This is a genomic window from Alteromonas confluentis (assembly GCF_001757105.1).
Classification (GTDB): domain Bacteria; phylum Pseudomonadota; class Gammaproteobacteria; order Enterobacterales; family Alteromonadaceae; genus Alteromonas; species Alteromonas confluentis.
Genome location: NZ_MDHN01000001.1, coordinates 1 through 18,008, shown reverse-complemented (window position 1 = coordinate 18,008; position 18,008 = coordinate 1). Strand labels below are relative to the sequence as shown.

The 18,008-nt window shown below is 42.6% G+C and carries 27 protein-coding genes; 23 read left to right on the top strand and 4 right to left on the bottom strand.

Annotated elements, in window-relative coordinates:
• Positions 1 to 80: 80 nt before the first annotated feature.
• From BFC18_RS00150 to BFC18_RS00125, 5 genes are all read left to right on the top strand, one after another.
• Positions 81 to 428 (top strand): hypothetical protein, encoded by a 348-nt coding sequence (locus BFC18_RS00150; RefSeq protein WP_070123170.1) that lies wholly within the window; start codon positions 81 to 83, stop codon positions 426 to 428.
• 668 nt (positions 429 to 1,096) lie between these two features.
• Complete coding sequence (locus BFC18_RS00140) at positions 1,097 to 1,444, top strand: hypothetical protein (protein WP_070123168.1); 348 nt, start codon at positions 1,097 to 1,099, stop codon at positions 1,442 to 1,444.
• A 136-nt stretch (positions 1,445 to 1,580) separates the two neighbouring features.
• Positions 1,581 to 1,919, top strand: a complete 339-nt coding sequence (locus BFC18_RS00135; RefSeq protein ID WP_070123167.1) for a hypothetical protein — start codon at positions 1,581 to 1,583, stop codon at positions 1,917 to 1,919.
• A gap of 115 nt (positions 1,920 to 2,034) precedes the next feature.
• Positions 2,035 to 2,430, top strand: a complete 396-nt coding sequence (locus BFC18_RS00130; protein WP_070123166.1) for a hypothetical protein — start codon at positions 2,035 to 2,037, stop codon at positions 2,428 to 2,430.
• Positions 2,431 to 2,489: 59 nt separating this feature from the next.
• The gene (locus tag BFC18_RS00125) at positions 2,490 to 2,849 is read left to right on the top strand and encodes a hypothetical protein (RefSeq protein WP_245680302.1); all 360 of its coding nucleotides are present in this window, start codon (positions 2,490 to 2,492) and stop codon (positions 2,847 to 2,849) included.
• Between the two features lie 134 nt (positions 2,850 to 2,983).
• Here the strand turns inward: BFC18_RS00125 and BFC18_RS00120 are convergent, their stop codons facing one another.
• Both BFC18_RS00120 and BFC18_RS00115 read right to left on the bottom strand, forming a co-directional pair.
• Complete coding sequence (locus BFC18_RS00120) at positions 2,984 to 3,277, bottom strand: type II toxin-antitoxin system RelE family toxin (RefSeq protein ID WP_070123164.1); 294 nt, start codon at positions 3,275 to 3,277, stop codon at positions 2,984 to 2,986.
• Positions 3,267 to 3,515: a type II toxin-antitoxin system Phd/YefM family antitoxin gene (locus BFC18_RS00115; RefSeq protein WP_070123163.1), complete on the bottom strand. Its 249-nt coding sequence runs from the start codon at positions 3,513 to 3,515 to the stop codon at positions 3,267 to 3,269. The genes BFC18_RS00120 and BFC18_RS00115 overlap by 11 nt, the downstream gene beginning before the upstream one ends.
• Before the next feature lie 180 nt (positions 3,516 to 3,695).
• On the opposite strand from BFC18_RS00115, the gene BFC18_RS00110 reads away from it, so the two are divergent.
• Together BFC18_RS00110 and BFC18_RS00105 are read left to right on the top strand one after the other, a co-directional pair.
• Positions 3,696 to 4,193 (top strand): hypothetical protein, encoded by a 498-nt coding sequence (locus BFC18_RS00110; RefSeq protein WP_070123162.1) that lies wholly within the window; start codon positions 3,696 to 3,698, stop codon positions 4,191 to 4,193.
• A 130-nt stretch (positions 4,194 to 4,323) separates the two neighbouring features.
• The gene (locus BFC18_RS00105) at positions 4,324 to 4,647 is read left to right on the top strand and encodes a hypothetical protein (RefSeq protein WP_070123161.1); all 324 of its coding nucleotides are present in this window, start codon (positions 4,324 to 4,326) and stop codon (positions 4,645 to 4,647) included.
• Positions 4,648 to 5,241: 594 nt separating this feature from the next.
• Here BFC18_RS00105 and BFC18_RS21980 read toward each other — a convergent pair.
• Positions 5,242 to 5,370, bottom strand: coding sequence for a hypothetical protein (locus BFC18_RS21980; RefSeq protein WP_281182353.1), 129 nt, complete (start codon positions 5,368 to 5,370; stop codon positions 5,242 to 5,244).
• Between the two features lie 390 nt (positions 5,371 to 5,760).
• On the opposite strand from BFC18_RS21980, the gene BFC18_RS00090 reads away from it, so the two are divergent.
• The 4 genes from BFC18_RS00090 to BFC18_RS00075 all read left to right on the top strand — a co-directional run bounded on the left by BFC18_RS00090 (position 5,761) and on the right by BFC18_RS00075 (position 7,561).
• Positions 5,761 to 6,099: a hypothetical protein gene (locus BFC18_RS00090; protein ID WP_070123158.1), complete on the top strand. Its 339-nt coding sequence runs from the start codon at positions 5,761 to 5,763 to the stop codon at positions 6,097 to 6,099.
• A gap of 195 nt (positions 6,100 to 6,294) precedes the next feature.
• Positions 6,295 to 6,549 carry a type II toxin-antitoxin system Phd/YefM family antitoxin gene (locus BFC18_RS00085; RefSeq protein WP_070123157.1) on the top strand — a complete coding sequence of 85 codons (255 nt, stop codon included), beginning with the start codon at positions 6,295 to 6,297 and terminating at the stop codon, positions 6,547 to 6,549.
• Entirely contained in the window at positions 6,542 to 6,805 is a 264-nt protein-coding gene (locus BFC18_RS00080) for a Txe/YoeB family addiction module toxin (protein ID WP_070123156.1), read from the top strand. Before BFC18_RS00085 ends, BFC18_RS00080 begins: the two co-directional genes overlap by 8 nt.
• A gap of 144 nt (positions 6,806 to 6,949) precedes the next feature.
• Positions 6,950 to 7,561, top strand: a complete 612-nt coding sequence (locus BFC18_RS00075) for a hypothetical protein (protein ID WP_139138912.1) — start codon at positions 6,950 to 6,952, stop codon at positions 7,559 to 7,561.
• Between the two features lie 26 nt (positions 7,562 to 7,587).
• On the opposite strand, the gene BFC18_RS00070 is transcribed toward BFC18_RS00075, so the two are convergent.
• Positions 7,588 to 8,538 (bottom strand): IS110 family RNA-guided transposase, encoded by a 951-nt coding sequence (locus BFC18_RS00070; RefSeq protein WP_070123154.1) that lies wholly within the window; start codon positions 8,536 to 8,538, stop codon positions 7,588 to 7,590.
• A gap of 853 nt (positions 8,539 to 9,391) precedes the next feature.
• Here BFC18_RS00070 and BFC18_RS00060 point away from each other — a divergent pair.
• The 12 genes from BFC18_RS00060 to BFC18_RS00005 all read left to right on the top strand — a co-directional run.
• A complete protein-coding gene (locus BFC18_RS00060; RefSeq protein WP_070123152.1) occupies positions 9,392 to 9,778 on the top strand; it encodes a tautomerase family protein in 387 nt (128 codons plus the stop codon).
• A gap of 120 nt (positions 9,779 to 9,898) precedes the next feature.
• On the top strand, positions 9,899 to 10,390 hold the full coding sequence (locus BFC18_RS00055) for a hypothetical protein (RefSeq protein WP_070123151.1): 492 nt from the start codon (positions 9,899 to 9,901) through the stop codon (positions 10,388 to 10,390).
• A 174-nt stretch (positions 10,391 to 10,564) separates the two neighbouring features.
• On the top strand, positions 10,565 to 11,071 hold the full coding sequence (locus BFC18_RS00050) for a YcxB family protein (protein WP_083272829.1): 507 nt from the start codon (positions 10,565 to 10,567) through the stop codon (positions 11,069 to 11,071).
• Positions 11,072 to 11,247: 176 nt separating this feature from the next.
• Complete coding sequence (locus BFC18_RS00045) at positions 11,248 to 11,727, top strand: hypothetical protein (RefSeq protein ID WP_070123149.1); 480 nt, start codon at positions 11,248 to 11,250, stop codon at positions 11,725 to 11,727.
• A complete protein-coding gene (locus tag BFC18_RS21975) occupies positions 11,696 to 11,824 on the top strand; it encodes a hypothetical protein (RefSeq protein ID WP_281182352.1) in 129 nt (42 codons plus the stop codon). The genes BFC18_RS00045 and BFC18_RS21975 overlap by 32 nt, the downstream gene beginning before the upstream one ends.
• A 327-nt stretch (positions 11,825 to 12,151) precedes the next feature.
• A protein-coding gene (locus BFC18_RS00035) for an IS3 family transposase (protein WP_139138911.1) occupies positions 12,152 to 13,314 on the top strand; the annotation gives its coding sequence in 2 pieces (ribosomal slippage) (positions 12,152 to 12,407 and positions 12,407 to 13,314; 1,164 coding nt in all).
• Between the two features lie 196 nt (positions 13,315 to 13,510).
• Positions 13,511 to 13,960, top strand: a complete 450-nt coding sequence (locus BFC18_RS00030) for a hypothetical protein (protein WP_211480997.1) — start codon at positions 13,511 to 13,513, stop codon at positions 13,958 to 13,960.
• A 127-nt stretch (positions 13,961 to 14,087) separates the two neighbouring features.
• A complete protein-coding gene (locus BFC18_RS21555) occupies positions 14,088 to 14,348 on the top strand; it encodes a hypothetical protein (RefSeq protein WP_139138910.1) in 261 nt (86 codons plus the stop codon).
• A gap of 733 nt (positions 14,349 to 15,081) precedes the next feature.
• Positions 15,082 to 15,519: a GNAT family N-acetyltransferase gene (locus tag BFC18_RS00020; protein WP_070123145.1), complete on the top strand. Its 438-nt coding sequence runs from the start codon at positions 15,082 to 15,084 to the stop codon at positions 15,517 to 15,519.
• A gap of 139 nt (positions 15,520 to 15,658) precedes the next feature.
• Positions 15,659 to 16,030 (top strand): SMI1/KNR4 family protein, encoded by a 372-nt coding sequence (locus BFC18_RS00015; protein ID WP_070123171.1) that lies wholly within the window; start codon positions 15,659 to 15,661, stop codon positions 16,028 to 16,030.
• A 135-nt stretch (positions 16,031 to 16,165) separates the two neighbouring features.
• A complete protein-coding gene (locus tag BFC18_RS00010) occupies positions 16,166 to 16,597 on the top strand; it encodes a hypothetical protein (RefSeq protein WP_070123144.1) in 432 nt (143 codons plus the stop codon).
• Between the two features lie 224 nt (positions 16,598 to 16,821).
• A partial coding sequence (locus tag BFC18_RS00005) for an ISNCY family transposase (RefSeq protein ID WP_070123143.1) occupies positions 16,822 to 18,008 on the top strand: 1,187 nt, incomplete at its 3' end.

Below are 18,008 nucleotides of genomic sequence, written 5' to 3'. Positions count from 1 at the left end.
CTAGCCGCGCAAGGTTGTTTCTTCTGGGGCTAATTCAGTGTCAGGCGAGGGCTGATTTACAAGCGACAAGTCAACGCAGCTTGTCTCCAGAATCGCAAAGCCAGCAGCTAAAATTAAAGGGTTTTCTGAAGATCGCCGTGTTGTTTTGGCACGAACATCGGCGCTTTTTTGGTTTCAGGCTTTATAAACGTTTTTCTATTCAGCAGCATTTAAAAAGTAACAGGCAATGGTTTGCGGCAGTATCGACACCGCTTTTTCTCTGGCCACTTTTTCACATCTGGCTTTTCGTATTGGGTTGTTTTAAAGTCAGTTTATTGGTTTGGTTTTGCCGCGTTTTCAAACTAGCGGTGGCAGCAAAGCTGCGAACGTTGGTCTCTGCGGTATCTAACAATCGCATTAAAACGCTCGCAGGCTCGCTGGGACGCTAACGCATGGGCAGCGTCACTTCGTTCCTAATTTTAGCCCATGCGTTATCGCCCTTTATGCGGGTGTTAGCCATCAAGGACACGCAATGAAGAAGTACCATGGAATACGAATAGTCGGAGTCGGCAGGAAAGCATATTTAGAATTCCTCCGAAACCTTACGCCACAGATACTACTTCTCGGGTTTACCATTCATGTAGGAAAGCAGTTAGATTTAACAAGCATTGATTTTTCAAATTGGTTACAAACTCTAATTTTTTGGGTTCTTCTAATTTCTTTCTTCTTTGCTTTTTCCATCAATTATTTTTCTCTTCTAAGTGAGTGCTTTCCGGACATCGATCGTCTATTCAAAAGACAAGCTAATAAAAATCGTGACAAGAAACTTATTACAATATGCTCAAATGCAGCGTTGTTTCGTTCAATAGTTAAAAACAGACCTCTCGTACTGATAGAGATCGTCTTTTTAACAATATTTGTGAATATAGTGGCAGCAGTTATATTAATATCCGGTGTGCGTTATGCAGCTTCACTCATGACGGCAATACAGGGTTGATGGCTAACAAACGCATTAAATCACTCGCAGGCTCGCTGGGACGCTAACACATGGGCAGCGTCACTTCGTTCCTAATTTTAGCCCATGTGTTATCGCCCTTTATGCGGGTGTTATGTGCTAATGAATATTCGAACATTTTTAGTTTTATTTTTACTTGGCGGCTGTTCAAGCATAGATAACAAGATTGGCTATGGGGTGAACTTCGAAGTACCAATCGAAGCATCTTGCCTTGTAAATGTGGTAGCTGAATATGAACCGTTTGATCCTGTTACAGTTCTGGATTCATCTCTGGAGTTCACATATTTGGAAAACAGTATTAATTTGAGTCTTCATTCTCAAAATTTAATCGGTGGTTATCAATTAACTATAGATGGAATGTTTCTGGGTAAGAGTTACCAGCAGTTTGTTCAAGAGGCAGAGCAAATCTCTAAAATGGTTCAACATATCATAAGTCAAGGTTGTACATAGTGCACACACATAACAAACCACTCAAGGCTCTCGCTTCGCTCGCTGGGACAGTAACACGTAGGCTCTGTCACTCCGCTCCTAATTTTAGCCTACGTGTTACTGCCCCTTAGTGGGGTGTTAGTTGCCAAGAGGTAGAATGAGAACACTTCAACTGTTAGGCCTTGTTATAGCGATTTTTGCGGGCTTTATTGGATATTACTTTTTATCCGATGTTGAACCTGATACCTCTGCATCAGCCGCAGGTGCGGCTGGGCTATTTCTTATGTTTGTCGTGGCTCCAGCCTTGCTCTTTTCGGCTGTAATGGTTGTGCCTTCGTCTATAGCTCTTTTTTGGCCCCAAGTGCGAGAAGGCAATTATTTCCAGGGTAAATTTTGGTTTGCTATTTGGGGCTGCAATTGTTTGCTTTCTAGCGGCTACTTATTCGTCGCTGTATACATTTTTTACTTGTGGCTTAAGGTTGGCAATGGCAACTAACAAACGCATTAAATCGCTCGCAAGCTCGCTGGGACGCTAACACATGGGCTGCGTCACTTCGTTCCTAATTTTAGCCCATGTGTTATCGCCCTTTATGCGGGTGTTAGCTGCAAGTATGGAAACTTTAATATCAATTGTCGTTTTAATTGCCATCCCAGCAGTTTTGGCCATACGTCACTTTTATGAGTATGGCTCTTTTGACCAGCCAAATATTCGGGGAGCCAGTGAAAAGGCTGCATCAGCGTTACTTGTAATATATGTGGGTATGGTGTTGGTTCTTGGCAAAAGTGGGATTTACTCATTTTATGAACCAGTTTCACACATACGTGATCCACGGTTTGTGCTTTTCTTCCTACTGCCTGGCTTCGGTTTTGGAATTGCAATGTTTCCACGCATAGCTGCTGAGTTCAGTGAAAACTACTTGCCAATGTTGCGTTCTGGTATGCTTAGATACTTCGGTATTTATGGTTGGGCATTAATTTGCTGTTTAGCAATTATAATCGCGGTCTAATTGGCAATTGCAGCTAACAAACAAATTAAGTCACTCGCTTCGCTCGCTGGGACACAAACATGGCGGCTGTGTCACTTCGTTCCGATTATAGCAGCCATGTTTGTGCCCCTTATTTGGGTGTTAGGTTTTTAATTATGCCTATTAAAATATCTGATCATTTAAACAAAGATGACAATGGTAAAAGCAAAGATGTGGCTTGGCTCTTACCAGACAACTGGCGCCTACCAGATCAGATGAAAGCATTTGATAATTGGTTACAAGAAAATCAAAATTTATCACCAGGTGAATATTCAGCAGACATTGGTTTCTGCCCTAGGGAAGATGCTTTCGGTGGCGGTGGTAAAGTGTCAATTAAATCCATGGAAATCATGCTTCGTTTAGGTTTAGAGTTATATTTATCAGAGTATCCTGAGGACTAGGATGTTTAACCACAAACCTAACAAACTGCTTTAGTCGCTCGCAGGCTCGCTGGGACGCAAACACATGGGCTGCGTCGCTTCGCTCCTAAATTTTAGCCCATGTGTTTCCGCCCCTAAGCAGGGTGTTAAACCCTTTAGTCAGCACCGAGCCTTTTTAACGCTTTTTTATAGGCTTCATTTCTTTCACGTTTTCCGACTGCAAGTACTGTGACTATCACAATGTCATCGCGGACTTGGTATACAAGTCTATAGCCGGATTGTCTCAACTTGATTTTGTATACATTTTCCGCGCCCATCACTCTGTCTGGCGCAACATGCGGTACTTCGAGTCTTTCAGACAGTTTTTTCTTAAATTGCTCTTTTAAAGTACTACCGAGCTTGCTCCATTCTTTAAGCGCGCTTTTCTTAAATTCTAGCTTATAGGTCATCTAAACTTACCGAAACGCTTTCTTCACTGTTTCTTTCTTGAACTAGATGTAGCAGTTCCAGATCTTCTAGGCGATCCATCATTTTTTCATAAATTTCAGCAGGTACACAGTAGAAAGCTGGTTCATTTCTATTTAGTATGGCCACAGGTTCGCCGTACGCGCTACCTGCAACTTTCATCGGGTTTGCTTTGAGTTCCGTAATACTTGCGGCTACTTCGGCTAAAACTCTAGTAGTCATAAAGGTCTCCAAAATGGTCTTTAATTAGGTCATTTTAGGCTAAGTCGTAAGGTTTAACAAACGCATTAAATCGCTCGCAAGCTCGCTGGGACGCTAACACATGGGCTGCGTCACTTCGTTCCTAATTTTAGCCCATGTGTTATCGCCCTTTATGCGGGTGTTAGCTGTTTAGGGAAGTTAGTGAGTACATTTGACGAATTAAAAGCTCAACCTCCAAGTTGCTTTTCAAACTTTAAACTTAAAGTCTCAGACTCATTATTTGGTGGAGATACCTTTATCTATCAAAATGTGGAATGTAACCACTGTGGTTGTGAAAAACACAGCATTTTAGGCAACGTCCAAGTTGAAAAAAAGGGGTTCTTTATAAAAAGGGAAATAAAGTCTTTTCTCCCTCCCTTTTATTTGCAATGTGAAAATTGTAGCGCAGAGGAGCTTCTTTTTAGCCCTGACAAACACGGCTGGGATGGTGTTAACGGTGATAACGTTGCGATTGTTGGTACCGAACCTGTTACGCACCTTGGTTTAAGTGGCAATGTAGTTATTACGTACAGCTTTCAAGGTTTAGAGAACTACGAGGATCTACCTATTGAAAGGGCAAGGAATATGTTTGATACGTTTTCATTTGCAATCTTAGGTAATGGGCAACTACAAACTATATACGACTGTGAGTGCGCATAAACAGCTAACAAACGCATTAAATCGCTCGCAAGCTCGCTGGGACGCTAACACATGGGCTGCGTCACCTCGTTCCTAATTTTAGCCCATGTGTTATCGCCCTTTATGCGGGTGTTAGGGTTACAAGGAAAGTATGTCCCATATTGAACAATTTTGTGCAGCAGCAATAGCTAAAGGTGATGGCACATCGGGGCAAGATAATGAGCACTTTGAAGCAATGAAAGATGCTATAAATAAACTCTCAAATCATTCAGATTTAATACCTTTGCTAAAACATGAGAATGATTGGGTGGTTTGTTGGTCTGCAAGTCATCTCTTAGTCAATGGGCAAACATCACACGCTATTAAGGCTCTAAAAGGATTAGTTCAAAAAGGTAGTATTTCAGGCTTCAGCGCTGAAATTGTAATTCAAGAATTTGAAAAAGGTTCTTTTGCATCTCCCTTTTGTGCAAAGTAACCCTAACAATCACATTAAGCCGCTCGCAGGCTCGCTGGGACAGTAACACGTGGGCTCTGTCGCTTCGCTCGGATTTTAGCCCACGTATTACTGCCCCTTATGTGGGTGTTATACGCTAAAAAGTAACTTTATGAGAATTCGAATAAAAAAACAGATAAAGTTAGAAATTGCCAAGCGAGTTTTATTTGCACTATTGTTTCTCAGCTTTTCCGTTTTCGTCTTTATCTCTAAAAATGATTATTGTATTGGCGAGACGCAAGTAAAACTCTGTGGAGAACACGGACAGGAAATTATTTTTTTTCTTTTTACTATCTTTGATGGTCTCGTGATTTTGTGGGTAGCTCTACCATTAATGGCAGTTCTGAGCCTGAGAGATCTAATCAAAATCAAAAGTGACAAGTAATTATAAAAAGCAGTAGGAGCTTTTTTTCAGTACGCGTATAACAATCACATAAAGTCGCTCGCAGGCTCGCTGGGACACAAACATGGCGGTTGTGTCGCTTCGCTCCGATTATAACCGCCATGTTTGTGCCCCTTATTTGGGTGTTAGATCCTGTCTAGTTCTTTCATTTCTCTCTTTGTTTCTTTGTGCGCCTAGCCGCGCAAGGTTGTTTCTTCTGGGGCTAATTGAGAGTCAGGCGAGGGCGGTTTAAGGAGCAATAAGTCATCGATAGTTGTTTCAAGAATCGCAAAGCCAACAGCCAGAACATGATATGTTTTCATAACATCGCCGTGTTGTTTTGGCTCGAACATCAGCGCTATTTTGGTTTCAGGCTTTACAAGCGTTGCACTGTTTAACGGCAGTTGGAGAAGTAACATTCATGGGGATTGAGTTGTATCAGTATCGCCTCTTATCCGGCAACTTCTCGACATCTGGCTTTTCGTACTGGGTTGTTTTAAAGTCAGTTTATTGATTAGGGTTTGCTGCGTTTCACATACTAGCGGTGGCAGCAAAGCTGCGAACGTTATCTCTGCGGTATCTAACAATCGCATTAAAACGCTCGCAGGCTCGCTGGGACGCTAACGCATGGGCAGCGTCACTTCGTTCCTATTATAGCCCATGCGTTATCGCCCTTTATGCGGGTGTTATAACCAAAAAGGAATTTTTAGCTCATGGAAAAACATCAGTATATAGAGCTGCTTGAGTATGCAATGAGCCAAAAAGGTTCATATCATATGGAGCCGGGTCTAGTTAAGGCCAAGATGACTGAGTCTGAGTTTCAAAATGTTAGGGATGCATTCTTTGTTAATGCACATATTCAAGCTCCGCCTCCCAACAAATCACAAGTTTTCAATTGGCGATTAAGTCCGGAAGCTGTTTTTGGTTACCTAAGCTACAAACAATATGAGCATGCTCAAAAATCTTCTACTCAAGCATTTTATATCTCTATAGCTTCACTTTGCGTGGCAGTTTTAACTCTCGCAGTCACAGTGGCTAGCATTTGGTTATAACAAACGCATTAAATCGCTCGCAAGCTCGCTGGGACGCTAACACATGGGCTGCGTCACTTCGTTCCTATTTTAGCCCATGTGTTATCGCCCTTTATGCGGGTGTTAGCTGCCACGGCACAGTAATGCACAACATCCTGTACATGTGCTCATTTTCGTTCTAAACTTGTTCAATATAATGTACATGTGGAGTGCAAAATGAGAATAGTCTCTTTTACCGAAGCACGAAATGGTCTAAAAGCCGTTTTGGACAGTGTAATTAACGATGCAGATACAACAGTAATCACTCGTCGTGACTCTGAAGATGCTGTTGTAATGTCATTAGATTACTACAACAGCCTTATGGAAACCGTTCATCTACTTCGTTCTCCAGCGAACGCTGAACACTTAAATCGTTCAATAGCACAGTTTAAAGCGGCAAAAACGACCCAGCGAGAACTTATTGATGAGTAACAGGCTGTTATCATGGACTGATGAAGCTTGGAATAGTTACGTTTATTGGCAGACTCAAGACAAGAAAACCTTGAAACGTATCAATAAGTTAATTTCGGATGTAAAGCGCTCTCCATTTGAAGGAATTGGAAAGCCTGAACCTCTTAAAGAAAATCTTTCAGGTTTCTGGTCTCGCAGAATAGATGACACAAACCGTTTGGTATATGCCGTGGACGATACCGCAATTACGGTTATCTCGTGTCGTTACCATTACTAGTAGGTGGCAGCTAACAATCACATTAAGTCGCTCGCAGGCTCGCTGGGACAGTAACACGTGGGCTCTGTCGCTTCGCTCGGATTTTAGCCCACGTGTTACTGCCCCTTATGTGGGTGTTATACGATTTAGGATAGATCTGTGTATGTGAACAAAGAACTAGCAAAAAAAATCATCAAGCAAAGCTTGCAAGACTCTCTGGCTGAGATTCGAGACAGCAATGACTTAATGCTAAAGCTTTTAGAAGAGTCTGATTGGTCAATTGTAATTAAGTCACATGCGTTAATTGAATCTGTAGTAACTGAGCTGCTTATCTCACATACAAACGAGGAAATGTTGCGTGCAACTATAAAAAGATTGCCATTGTCCGATAGCTCAATTGGGAAGCTGAAGGTTGCAAAGGATTTAGGACTCATGAATAGCAGCCAACAAATTTTTATTAGAAAGTTGTCAGAGCTTCGAAACGATCTAGTCCACAATATCGAAAATGTCAGCTTCTCGTTTAAAAACTTCGCGGAGGCTTTAGATGCTAATCAAAAAAGAGCTTGGCTAAAAGCTCTAGCATGGCAAGAAGAAAATATTGATGAAAGCCAAGCTATTACAGAACTCTTCGAAAGCATGCCTAAAATATCGTTCTGGCTGTCAATAAATTCTTTGGTGTCAGTCATACAAATAGATATAGCAGAGATTAAAGGAACACATAAAATTAATGCAGAAGCTGCAGCATTTGCTAATGACATCGTCAATAAAATCGTATAACAAACGACTATGGCGTCAACCCTGAGTTAAGTACTTTTTACTTCCCACATGACGCCATCTCTCACCATCGAATTAAGGATGACAATCATCTTCCTGACGCAGGCAATAATCGCAACTTTCTTAGGTTTGCCTGCCTCGACTAATCGGTTGTAAGTACGCTTAAAAACCGGATTACACTGCATCGCTGACATCATAGCCATGAACAATACGGTGCGAACCTGACTGCGGCCACCCTGGATGACTTGCTTGCCTTTGTACCTTCCACTTTCTTTGTTCATTGGCGCGACACCCACCAGAGCTGCGATTTCTTTGCTGTTGAGCAATCCGAGTTCTGGCAGGTAACTAATCAGCGTTGCGGCTGATACTTTTCCTATTCCCGGCATGCTTTGAACAAGGTCACTTTTAGCCTTGTATTCGGGACAGTTTTCTATCAGTGCTGCCAGTTCATCATCCATCTTTTGAATCTGTTTTTTTATGGTGAGTAGGACAGATTTAATGCTTCCCTGTGTCGCTTTGGGCATAATTTGAAGCCGGTTTTTCTCACTGGTTTGCATATCCATCAGCTGGTTTCGGCGTGACACTAAATCAGCCATAAGCCTTATCGCGTCAGGCTTAAGCGAAGACAGGGCGGGGCGAATGACTTCGCTGTAATGTGCAATAAGGGCTGCATCCAATTTGTCTGTTTTCGCTTTTCTGCCAATGGCGCCGGCAAAGCGTTTTACGTGAATCGGATTCACCAGGCAAAAAGGTAAACTGGCTTTCCCGCATGCTGTGATGAACGCCGCTTCGTACCGGCCTGTTGCTTCGATAACAACGCGCTCGGGTGACAATTTTCTAAGCCTTTTTATTGCTTCAGATATGCCTTTCGAATCATTGCTGACCCGGAAATATTCATTGAGCGGACGAACATGAATATCGAGGAAATCTTTTCCGGTATCCACACCCACGTTAATTCTTTGCGCTGCTGATTCATTCATAATAAGCTAACTCTGGTTTGCTAAATGCGAGCTCGGGGCCCAGTCGACTATTCGAGTATGTTGCTTGGAGCACTGTGTGGCGTTCAGGTTTGTTACCGGTCTCTCAACTGAGGAGCCTTAGCTATATCGAACTACCACACAGCCAACTTTGGTTGCAGCCAAAGTCTGGGCCTCACTTTACCCATCTTTGAAAAAGTTGTGGGAAATTTAGGGAAGAATTATCCATACAAACTGCTGTAGTCGCTCGCAGGCTCGCTGGGACGCAAACACATGGGCTGCGTCGCTTCGCTCCTAAATTTTAGCCCATGTGTTTCCGCCCCTAAGCAGGGTGTTATGTGCCAATTTATATATGAACCTTAAATGTTGTTTTAAAATCAAAAAATGGAAATGCTCCGGTTCCGTCAGCTTTTTAGATTTGTTTGGCCTTGCTATATTGCTATCTTTTTATTTAGTTGCCATTTCTGTTGTCAGCCTCATTATTGGTAGTCTCTTTTACTCTATTTTCTTATCTGCATTTGAAGCTGGTAAGCTAAGATTTTTCTTAGAGTTTGGTGTAGAAATAGCTGTTTTTCTGTGGTTCTTATTAAAGTCGCTCGGTAAGTTTCTCTATGCTTGTAGTTTTCTCATTAACTACAAGCTTACTGTTGAGCAAACATGTTCCGTTTGCGGAGACAAAAGTACACTGTTAGATATTCCAAAGAACAGTGATCCTTTTTAAAATGGCACATAACAAAAAAATTAAGTCGCTCGCAGGCTCGCTGGGACACAAACATGGCGGTTGTGTCGCTTCGCTCCGATTATAACCGCCATGTTTGTGCCCCTTATTTGGGTGTTATACATCAAGGAAAGAACTGTGGTAGTAATCTATGGAATAGATAGTCGACTAAATCCAATAAAGCGTCAGCTCTCAGACGTTATTCATGCGTGTATGCAATCCGAGCTGGGAATGCCAGAGGACAAGCGAGCACATCGCTTTGTACCTCTATCATCAGACAATTTTTTCTATCCGGGTGGGCGGTCAGATTCCTACACGGTCATTGAAATAAACATGATGAAAGGTAGGAAGCCTGAGACTCAGAAATCCCTTATTAAATCCCTGTTCAGTGAAATCTCGTCAACTCTAGGGATTTCACCGGTAGATATCGAAATTACAATCAAGGAACAAGAAAAGTATCAGTGGGGTTTTCGTGGTATTACAGGCGACGAGGCGGTAGATTTGAGCTACAAGGTGAATGTATAACAAACGCATTAAATCGCTCGCAAGCTCGCTGGGACGTTAACGCATGGGCAGCGTCACTTCGTTCCTATTATAGCCCATGCGTTATCGCCCTTTATGCGGGTGTTATGCGATTGATGTAACATGGATAAAAAACTAGAACGTTCCAATGCAGATAAAGTCTTGAGAATGCTTACTAATCAAATCAAGGCACTCGGTTTTACGCGAACCAAGCCTACGATCTGGGTCAGAGAACGAGAGCATTTGGTTCAGTTTATTCATATTCACAAATTCACTTTTGGTCCTTTTTTTAGAATTCACACGTGTGTCAGACCATTAAACTCTGAGTTGGAATTTGTTGCGTTATTTGGGCCAATCGAGCAGGAACTTAATGAATTAGCCAGATTTGAATATGCCGAAGAACCAAGCTCTATAGAAAAATGTGCGTCGGCTATGTCTCAGTTTATCTCAACATGTTCAGAAGAATGGTATTCAACACTTGGAACCTCAACAGCACTGCTGAGTTCTCAATCAGTGCTAGACGCACAGGAACAAATGTCGCTTCGGGAGTCCTTAGATGGCAAATCAAAAGCATCTAACATTGAAAGAACAAGGTTTTTATTAAAAATCGCATAACAAACTGCTGTAGTCGCTCGCAGGCTCGCTGGGACGCAAACACATGGGCTGCGTCGCTTCGCTCCTAAATTTTAGCCCATGTGTTTCCGCCCCTAAGCAGGGTGTTATGTGTCATCGAAATGAAGCATTCCGATTATAACCGCCGTGTTTGTGCCCCTAAGTGGGGTGTTAGGTATGCAAGGAAGTGTCATGGAAGTTAGGTACACCAATACAAAAGATGATTTAGTCGCGTTCAATGATCATCATCTCGCGAATTCTAAACCATATCAGCGGCGTAAAATCATAAATCTATATGTAACTCCTGTTGTCTTATTATTAGCCTTTTCAGTATTTGCGTTAAGTACTGGCAAAGTTAGCTTCTATATTGGAGGAGTTCTCGGAGCTTTGGCTTCTTACCTATGGACGTTTTTTGCATACAAACGATACGCTAGGAAGTGTGCTGAGGTATTTCAAAAGGAAGTTTTTTGCGAACATAAGGTTGTTATTTCTGATGTTGGAGTAAGTGAGTCAACGGCTAATAGCAGCAGCCAGTTTACTTGGGACGCGCTGGAGAAAATAGAAAGTAATGAAGACTATATTTTCATTTATAACACTCCCGCAACGGCGTTTGTGATTCCAAAACGGGAAGTAGGTAAAGACTCTTTTGAAGCAGTGAAACTAGCACTAGATAATGCGCAGTAGTGCATACCTAACAAACCAAGTAAGCGGGACAATAACACGTGGGCTCCCGTCACTTCGTTCCGTATTTTAGCCCATGTGTTATCGCCCTTTATGCGGGTGTTATATCTCTTTGAAATGCCATCTTTTCAACTTGATCTTTTTGGGGTAAATTGGCTTACAAAACATAAGGAAAATTTTTGACTCCATGGCTGTTACAGGACTTTGATGTCGGAGATATTTCATGTCAAATAATTGAATTCTCTGTTCAAGGTTATCAGTATGTAATGATATTCAACCGCATAGATGCTTCTCGCTCGGAGGAGCTTATTGCTAAACAGGCTGAGGAGTTAGGCGTAGAATACAGAGAGAATAGTTATGAGGTGAAATTTGATCTCAGAGAAAATTTCGAAAATGATACCTTTTTTACACCTCCATCTGCGCATATCAATGCGACAAGTATGAAAGAGTTAGGTCGAATTATCAAAGAGTTACTGGATTTTCATTATCGTAATAGTAATGCAGAAGCATATTATTGTGTTGCCGAGACAATGAAGTTAAAGCGATTTTATGACAGACTTGCAAACTTATATGCTCAAGAGTTATACTTTACTGTGAATCCCAATCTAGGAGAGGAGGGTTTAGGTTATGAAATCACAACCCCAAGCTACAAAAGCTAAGGCTGCCAAAATTGAGGCTATGAAAAAGATTAAAGCCGCTTATAGCCAAGCAAAAAGCGAAGGAAGAGTAAAATCTTACCAAGTTTCTCCGGCATGATTAGCTATATCAAAAAGAAAGCGTCGAGTATATCGGCGCTTTTTTATGCGCCCAATAAAGATATAACAATCACATTAAGTCGCTCGCAAGCTCGCTGGGACAGTAACACGTGGGCTGCGTCACTTCGTTCCTAATTTTAGCCCACGTGTTACTGCCCCTTATGTGGGTGTTAGCTCTCAAGGAGGATTGAATGAGCACAAGTAAAAATGATATTGCTGCTATTATTAGTAAGGGTGTTGTAGGTGCTATACCATTTGTTGTGTAGTGGCAGACTAAACCCGAACACCATTTTAAGTGGTAGCATTACACTTAATAACGAGGTGTTCAATGAAAAGACAAAGACGATCATTCAGTCCGGAATTTAAACATGATTCAGCCAGCCTGGTAGTTGATCAGGGTTACAGTATGACTGAAGCTAGTCGCGCAGTAGATGTACATGAAAATACTCTGCGCAAGTGGGTTCGGCAACTTGAGGCAGAGCGCGGCGGCAGTACACCTAAGTCCAAAGCGTTGACTCCGGAGCAGCAGCGCATACAAGAACTCGAAGCACGCGTAAATCGCCTGGAACGAGAAAAGACCATATTAAAAAAGGCTACTGCACTCTTGATGTCCGACGACCTGAAGTCCACGCGCTGATAGACCGGTTGAGGGTGCATGAATCAACAGAATTGGTCTGTTCAGCGTTAGGTGTTGGTGTCAGCAGTTATTACGAACGACGAAAGCGTCAGCGCCTGATTGGTGCCAAGCGGCGTATTCTGCGCGCCAGAGTGAAGCGCCTGTTTGACAAAAGTCGTCAGTCCGCAGGCACTCGAACACTCGTTGATATGCTTCGCGATGAAGGCATTACCATGGGTCGGTTCAAAGTAGGCCGGTTGATGAAAGAACAAGGGCTGATGAGTAAGCAGCCGGGCAAACATGCTTATAAAAATGTTCAGGTTGAACGGCCAGATATCCCGAACTTACTGGACAGACAGTTCAATGTGGAGAAACCCAATCAGGTCTGGTGCGGCGACATCACTTACATCTGGGCGGGCTCAGCATGGCATTATGCTGCTGTAGTTATCGACCTGCATACTCGCAGGGTTATCGGTTGGAGTATGTCACACCGGCCGGATGCGGAACTCGCAGCCAGAGCCTTAGATATGGCGTATGAACTACGAGGTAAGCCAGAAGGTGTGATGTTCCACAGTGACCAGGGCTCTCAGTACGCAGCGCGCAAGTTCAGGCAAAGGCTGTGGCGTTACAAGATGACCCAGAGTATGAGTCGACGAGGAAATTGCTGGGATAATAGCCCGATGGAGCGTGTGTTCAGGAGCCTGAAATCCGAGTGGATGCCTTCAACTGGCTACAGTTCAATTAACGAAGCAAAACGAGATGTGGGTTATTACCTGATGAATTACTACAACTGGGAAAGACCGCATCAATTTAACGATGGGCTACCACCGGCGAAAGCAGAAAAATTAGCTAAAAAGGTGTCCGGGTTTTATTGACCACTACATTGGGCCAATTGCTGCAGAAGTAGTAGGCTCGCTGATTCCAAATCAGCGAATAGACAGAATTGAATCTCTACTGAAAATATTAGAAGCTAAAATTGAAGAGAAAGATAGAAGTAAGATAATTCAAAATATATATACTCCGGAATCAATAGATCTTCTTGAAGACGGTTTTATTCAAGCATCAAGAGCATTGTCTGAGGAAAGAAAAGAATATATAGCCTCACTGCTCAAGAACAGCCTTACTGATGATCAATTAAAGCATATTGAGTATAAAAAACTTCTTTCTATTCTAGGTGAATTGAATGATCTAGAATTACTCTTGCTTAAAGCGCAGTCAATTTATTCGGGTCATCCTGAATACGCCGAATTTTGGGGCAAGCATGAAAATGTACTCACTCCACCGCGAGCTCACTTAGGTTCTGCAAGGGAAGACGTCGATAAACATGTCATTTATCAAACTTATAAAACGCATTTAGTAAACCTTGGATTACTCAGAATCAGATATAAAAAGCCGAAACGAGGTGAATTGCCTGAGTTTGATGAAAAAACAGGAATGGTAAAAGCGCAAGGCTATGACACCACGCCATTAGGAAGACTGCTTCTAAGAAGTGTTGATATGTCTGCTGGCAATGAGAGCTAACAAACGCATTAAATCGCTCGCAAGCTCGCTGGGACGCTAACACATGGGCTGCGTCACTTCGTTCCTAATTTTAGCCCATGTGTTATCGCCCTTTATGCGGGTGTTATACGTTTTTCAAGGATGAATTATGAGACCAGTATTACTGTTATTTTTACTTAGTCTTTGTGCTTGTTCTCCCTCAACTGAGAATCTGTCGTCTTTAGCAAGCCAGCAGTTCAGAGAAAGCCGGGAAACGGAAGAATCTTGGCTACATGATGGGAAACTGCATTTTTCAAATGCTCTAGAGTGGCAAAAGGCTTCCTTTCAGAATAAACGTTCAACTGCTTCGGACTTCTTGCTGGCACTTAATGAACAAAACCGCTTATCGATAGATGTTTCGTCTAACTAAAGTTTGAAGAAACACAGTGAAGAACTCGTAATCAGTCTAAATGAGCAGTTTAAAATTATTGGCCCTGCAGCTGAAAATACAAAGCAGTATCAAAATCTGTTGGTTAGCGACGCGGTTGTGTTGGTTGCATCTCAAAAAGGGTGGCTACAAAACGTATAGCAAACACATTAAATCGCTCGCAGGCTCGCTGGGACGCTAACACATGGGCAGCGTCACTTCGTTCCTAATTTTCGCCCATGCGTTATCGCCCTTTATGCGGGCGTTAGCTGCCAAAAAGGGAACCATGACTTATTTAAAAGTAACCAAACTGCTTCTAATAATATTTGGTGGCCTCATGGTTGTTGGATTCGCTATTCCTATATTAAGCACAATATTTGTCTTTAACTTTTCTGAGATTATTGGTTGTAGTTTGTCGGCCGCAGGTCCAAGCGAATGCATGTTCCTTGGCATTGATATTGGAAATCGACTTTATGGTTATACAATTCCCATCGTAGGATCTTTGCTAGCACCAGTTACCTTTGTGATGAGTTTTTGGGATATCATTATAATTTGGTCCCTATGCTACTTCTTATTAAGCAAAACGCAGAAGTCTCGATAAACATGTCAGCTAACAATCGCATGAACACTCGCTGCGCTCGCTGGGGACAAAAACACGTGGGCTCCCGGCGCTTCGCTTAAAATTGTAGCCCACGTGTTTTTGCCCGTTATGCGGGTGTTAGAATTCAGGATGAACATGCAAATTTCATTGGAAGAAATTAACAAGAAAAATTATGAGTCAGTTTGTGACCTTGATGTCACTGAAGCACAGGAAGACTATGTCGCGTGCAACATGTGGTCATTAGTCGAGTCATTTTATAACGAAGGTCACACTTGTAAGGCCATCTGTTTCGACGATAAACCCGTTGGCTTCTTCATGTGGGTTAAAGAATCAGTATCAAAGGTTTCAATCTGGCGGTTTATGGTTGATAAGAATTATCAAAACCAAGGGATAGGTCGGAAAGCTTTAACGCTGGCAATTGAGGCTATAAAGCAAACTCCCAGCATTAAAGAAATCGAAATATGCTATAACCCCACAAATCCTGTTGCTAAAGATTTTTATTCCAGCTTTGGGTTTCAAGAAGTCGGCATGAATGAAGATGGTGAGGATATGCTAGCTCTTATTAAGCTATGAATTCTAACAAACTGCTGTAGTCGCTCGCAGGCTCGCTGGGACGCAAACACATGGGCTGCGTCGCTTCGCTCCTAAATTTTAGCCCATGTGTTTCCGCCCCTAAGCAGGGTGTTATGTGCCTGATATCGGGAGGTTCAAGTTGGAAGAGTTTAAAATAACGCCACCGAATAATAAGGAAATAGCGGCAGCCCAAGAAAAATTAAACTTTAAATTTTCTCAGGAATACATTCTCTTTTTAAAATCCGGATATGACCTTGGCGATGTTCCCATGGAGGCTCTCGAGATAGTAAACCCTCCGAGTTATGCGAACATCTATACTGTTCAACAGGAAGCAAAATCAGATGAAAATTTCCCTGAGCAACTGCTACCAATTTGTGAAGACAATGGGGATTATTATTGCTTAACCCTAGATGGGGAAGTAATTTTTTGGTCCCATAACGGGTTAACCGACGAGCGCTGGAAAAATGTCACCGAATGGCGTGAAGCAATGCAAAAAGAGCATGAGGATTAAGTGGCACATAACAATCTGCTGTAGTCGCTCGCAGGCTCGCTGGGACGCAAACACATGGGCTGCGTCGCTTCGCTCCTAATTTTAGCCCATGTGTTTCCGCCCCTAAGCAGGGCGTTATGTGCTTTAAGGTTTAATATGGATATTAAAGAAATGATTAACCTTCTTGCTCCATCTGTCTTTGGATTGCTTGGTGTAGTGGTTGGTGGCGTTGTTGCTTACTTTGGAAACTATAAAGTTAAAAAGTTGGAGTTAGAGCATCAAATTAAGAGAGAAGAATTAAACGAAAAAAGGAAGCTTTATGGAGAGTTCGTCAAAGAGGTCAATATAGCAGGTCTAAAGTCAATTGCCTCAACAGAAGATTGGAATAAAGATTTGGAAAAAGTTAATTCACTTGTCGCTCAAATAGAAATTACGTCCAGTAAAGAGGTATATAAACTAGCACTTCAAGTAACAAATGCAGTTAATAATCTCTATGCGGCAGCTCCGAACCCGAGTGCAAGGTCTCTCAAAGACGCACGAGCAAGCTTTATAAATGCAGTAAAGTGTACTAGCTCAGACCTGATCTGACAGTTACCCAGTTTTTCTGATGCCAGCGTCAGATTAGATTTGAGCTAAATTCTTCTCAGCTGTTAACACCAAGCGATTTTGTCGTACTTTAATTACCAAGCGATTTTGTCGTACTTTAATTACCACGCGATTCTGTCGTAGTCGCTAATTACCAAGGGAAATTGACGGTTATCTTTAACCGTGTTCTTTGAATGTTTTGTTTGTGCATTTGAGGAACGCTAAGGATGATTGTGTTGAATTCCAAAGCTCAATTGACAGTTGATGTCATCGCTAAAGTGGCTGAGCGTAAAATTACGATAGCCAATGCCGCTAAGCTCCTCAATAAATCCAGACGTACTGTTGAACGTTATTTACAGCGTTACCGAAGCCAAGGACTACAGTTTGTTGTTCATGGTAATTCGGGCAGCGAGCCAGTTAATAAAACTCCAGATAGGCTTAAGCAGCAAGTTCAGTCGCTAATTCGCGAGAAATACTATGACCTGAACCTGTTGCACCTTGCCGAGATACTTGAGACGCACGAACACATTGTTGTTAAGCGCGAGACACTGCGTAAATGGGCACATGATATCCATCATGTAAAACGAGCGAAGCGTAGGCGCACCCGTGTTCACAAGCGCAGAGAGCGAATGGAAGCGCCAGGGTTAATGCTGCAAATGGACGGCAGCACACATCGCTGGTTCGGCGATAGAAAGTCGTGTTTAATTGCCATGATTGATGATGCCAACAGCGATATTCATGCTGAGTTCTTTCCGTCAGAAACGACTGAAGGCTGTATGAAAGTAATGCGCTCAGTCGTTGAGAAATACGGTGTATTTAAAACCCTGTATGTTGATCGTGCAGGAATATTCGGTGGCCCTAAGCGCTGCAACTTCTCCCAGATGCAACGGGCCTGTGAGGAGCTAGGCATTGAAATCATCTTCGCCAGTTCTCCTCAGGGGAAAGGCAGGATTGAACGCGCCTTTGATACACTGCAAGACAGGTTGATACCGGAGCTACGACTCAACAATATTACTGACATGACGGGCGCGAATAGCTATCTCCAACACGTCTTCATTCCCCAGTTCTGGCGTAAAAACCTGGTTGTAAAATCAAGATCATCAGACACCGAATATACGCCTGTACCACGCTACGCAAATCTTGATGATATCTGCATCACCAAGGTCTACCGGAAAATACGCAACGACCATACGTTTAGCTACGGCGGAAAACTCTACTTCATCGACTCCCCGCTTAAACACTCAATCGCAAACCAGAAAATTGAAATTCGTACCGGTAAAAATAAGCGGTTCAATGCTTACTTCGCCGGACGAAAGCTACAGGTATCAGAAGTCACTGAGCCTGAAAAATTGTCCTCGGAAGACAATGAGATCCAGAAGAAGCTTGAGGTATTAGCATTGGCTGACAGGCTTGG

What these genes read in the sequence shown, in the direction of transcription:
- BFC18_RS00140 (WP_070123168.1), top strand. Translation starts at nt 1,097, where the DNA reads ATGAATATTCGAACATTTTTAGTTTTATTTTTACTTGGCGGCTGTTCA.
- BFC18_RS00135 (WP_070123167.1), top strand. Translation starts at nt 1,581, where the DNA reads ATGAGAACACTTCAACTGTTAGGCCTTGTTATAGCGATTTTTGCGGGC.
- BFC18_RS00130 (WP_070123166.1), top strand. Translation starts at nt 2,035, where the DNA reads ATGGAAACTTTAATATCAATTGTCGTTTTAATTGCCATCCCAGCAGTT.
- BFC18_RS00125 (WP_245680302.1), top strand. Translation starts at nt 2,490, where the DNA reads ATGGCGGCTGTGTCACTTCGTTCCGATTATAGCAGCCATGTTTGTGCC.
- BFC18_RS00120 (WP_070123164.1), bottom strand. Translation starts at nt 3,277, where the DNA reads ATGACCTATAAGCTAGAATTTAAGAAAAGCGCGCTTAAAGAATGGAGC.
- BFC18_RS00115 (WP_070123163.1), bottom strand. Translation starts at nt 3,515, where the DNA reads ATGACTACTAGAGTTTTAGCCGAAGTAGCCGCAAGTATTACGGAACTC.
- BFC18_RS00105 (WP_070123161.1), top strand. Translation starts at nt 4,324, where the DNA reads ATGTCCCATATTGAACAATTTTGTGCAGCAGCAATAGCTAAAGGTGAT.
- BFC18_RS21980 (WP_281182353.1), bottom strand. Translation starts at nt 5,370, where the DNA reads ATGAAAACATATCATGTTCTGGCTGTTGGCTTTGCGATTCTTGAAACA.
- BFC18_RS00090 (WP_070123158.1), top strand. Translation starts at nt 5,761, where the DNA reads ATGGAAAAACATCAGTATATAGAGCTGCTTGAGTATGCAATGAGCCAA.
- BFC18_RS00085 (WP_070123157.1), top strand. Translation starts at nt 6,295, where the DNA reads ATGAGAATAGTCTCTTTTACCGAAGCACGAAATGGTCTAAAAGCCGTT.
- BFC18_RS00080 (WP_070123156.1), top strand. Translation starts at nt 6,542, where the DNA reads ATGAGTAACAGGCTGTTATCATGGACTGATGAAGCTTGGAATAGTTAC.
- BFC18_RS00070 (WP_070123154.1), bottom strand. Translation starts at nt 8,538, where the DNA reads ATGAATGAATCAGCAGCGCAAAGAATTAACGTGGGTGTGGATACCGGA.
- BFC18_RS00055 (WP_070123151.1), top strand. Translation starts at nt 9,899, where the DNA reads ATGGATAAAAAACTAGAACGTTCCAATGCAGATAAAGTCTTGAGAATG.
- BFC18_RS00050 (WP_083272829.1), top strand. Translation starts at nt 10,565, where the DNA reads ATGCAAGGAAGTGTCATGGAAGTTAGGTACACCAATACAAAAGATGAT.
- BFC18_RS21975 (WP_281182352.1), top strand. Translation starts at nt 11,696, where the DNA reads ATGAAATCACAACCCCAAGCTACAAAAGCTAAGGCTGCCAAAATTGAG.
- BFC18_RS21555 (WP_139138910.1), top strand. Translation starts at nt 14,088, where the DNA reads ATGAGACCAGTATTACTGTTATTTTTACTTAGTCTTTGTGCTTGTTCT.
- BFC18_RS00020 (WP_070123145.1), top strand. Translation starts at nt 15,082, where the DNA reads ATGCAAATTTCATTGGAAGAAATTAACAAGAAAAATTATGAGTCAGTT.
- BFC18_RS00010 (WP_070123144.1), top strand. Translation starts at nt 16,166, where the DNA reads ATGGATATTAAAGAAATGATTAACCTTCTTGCTCCATCTGTCTTTGGA.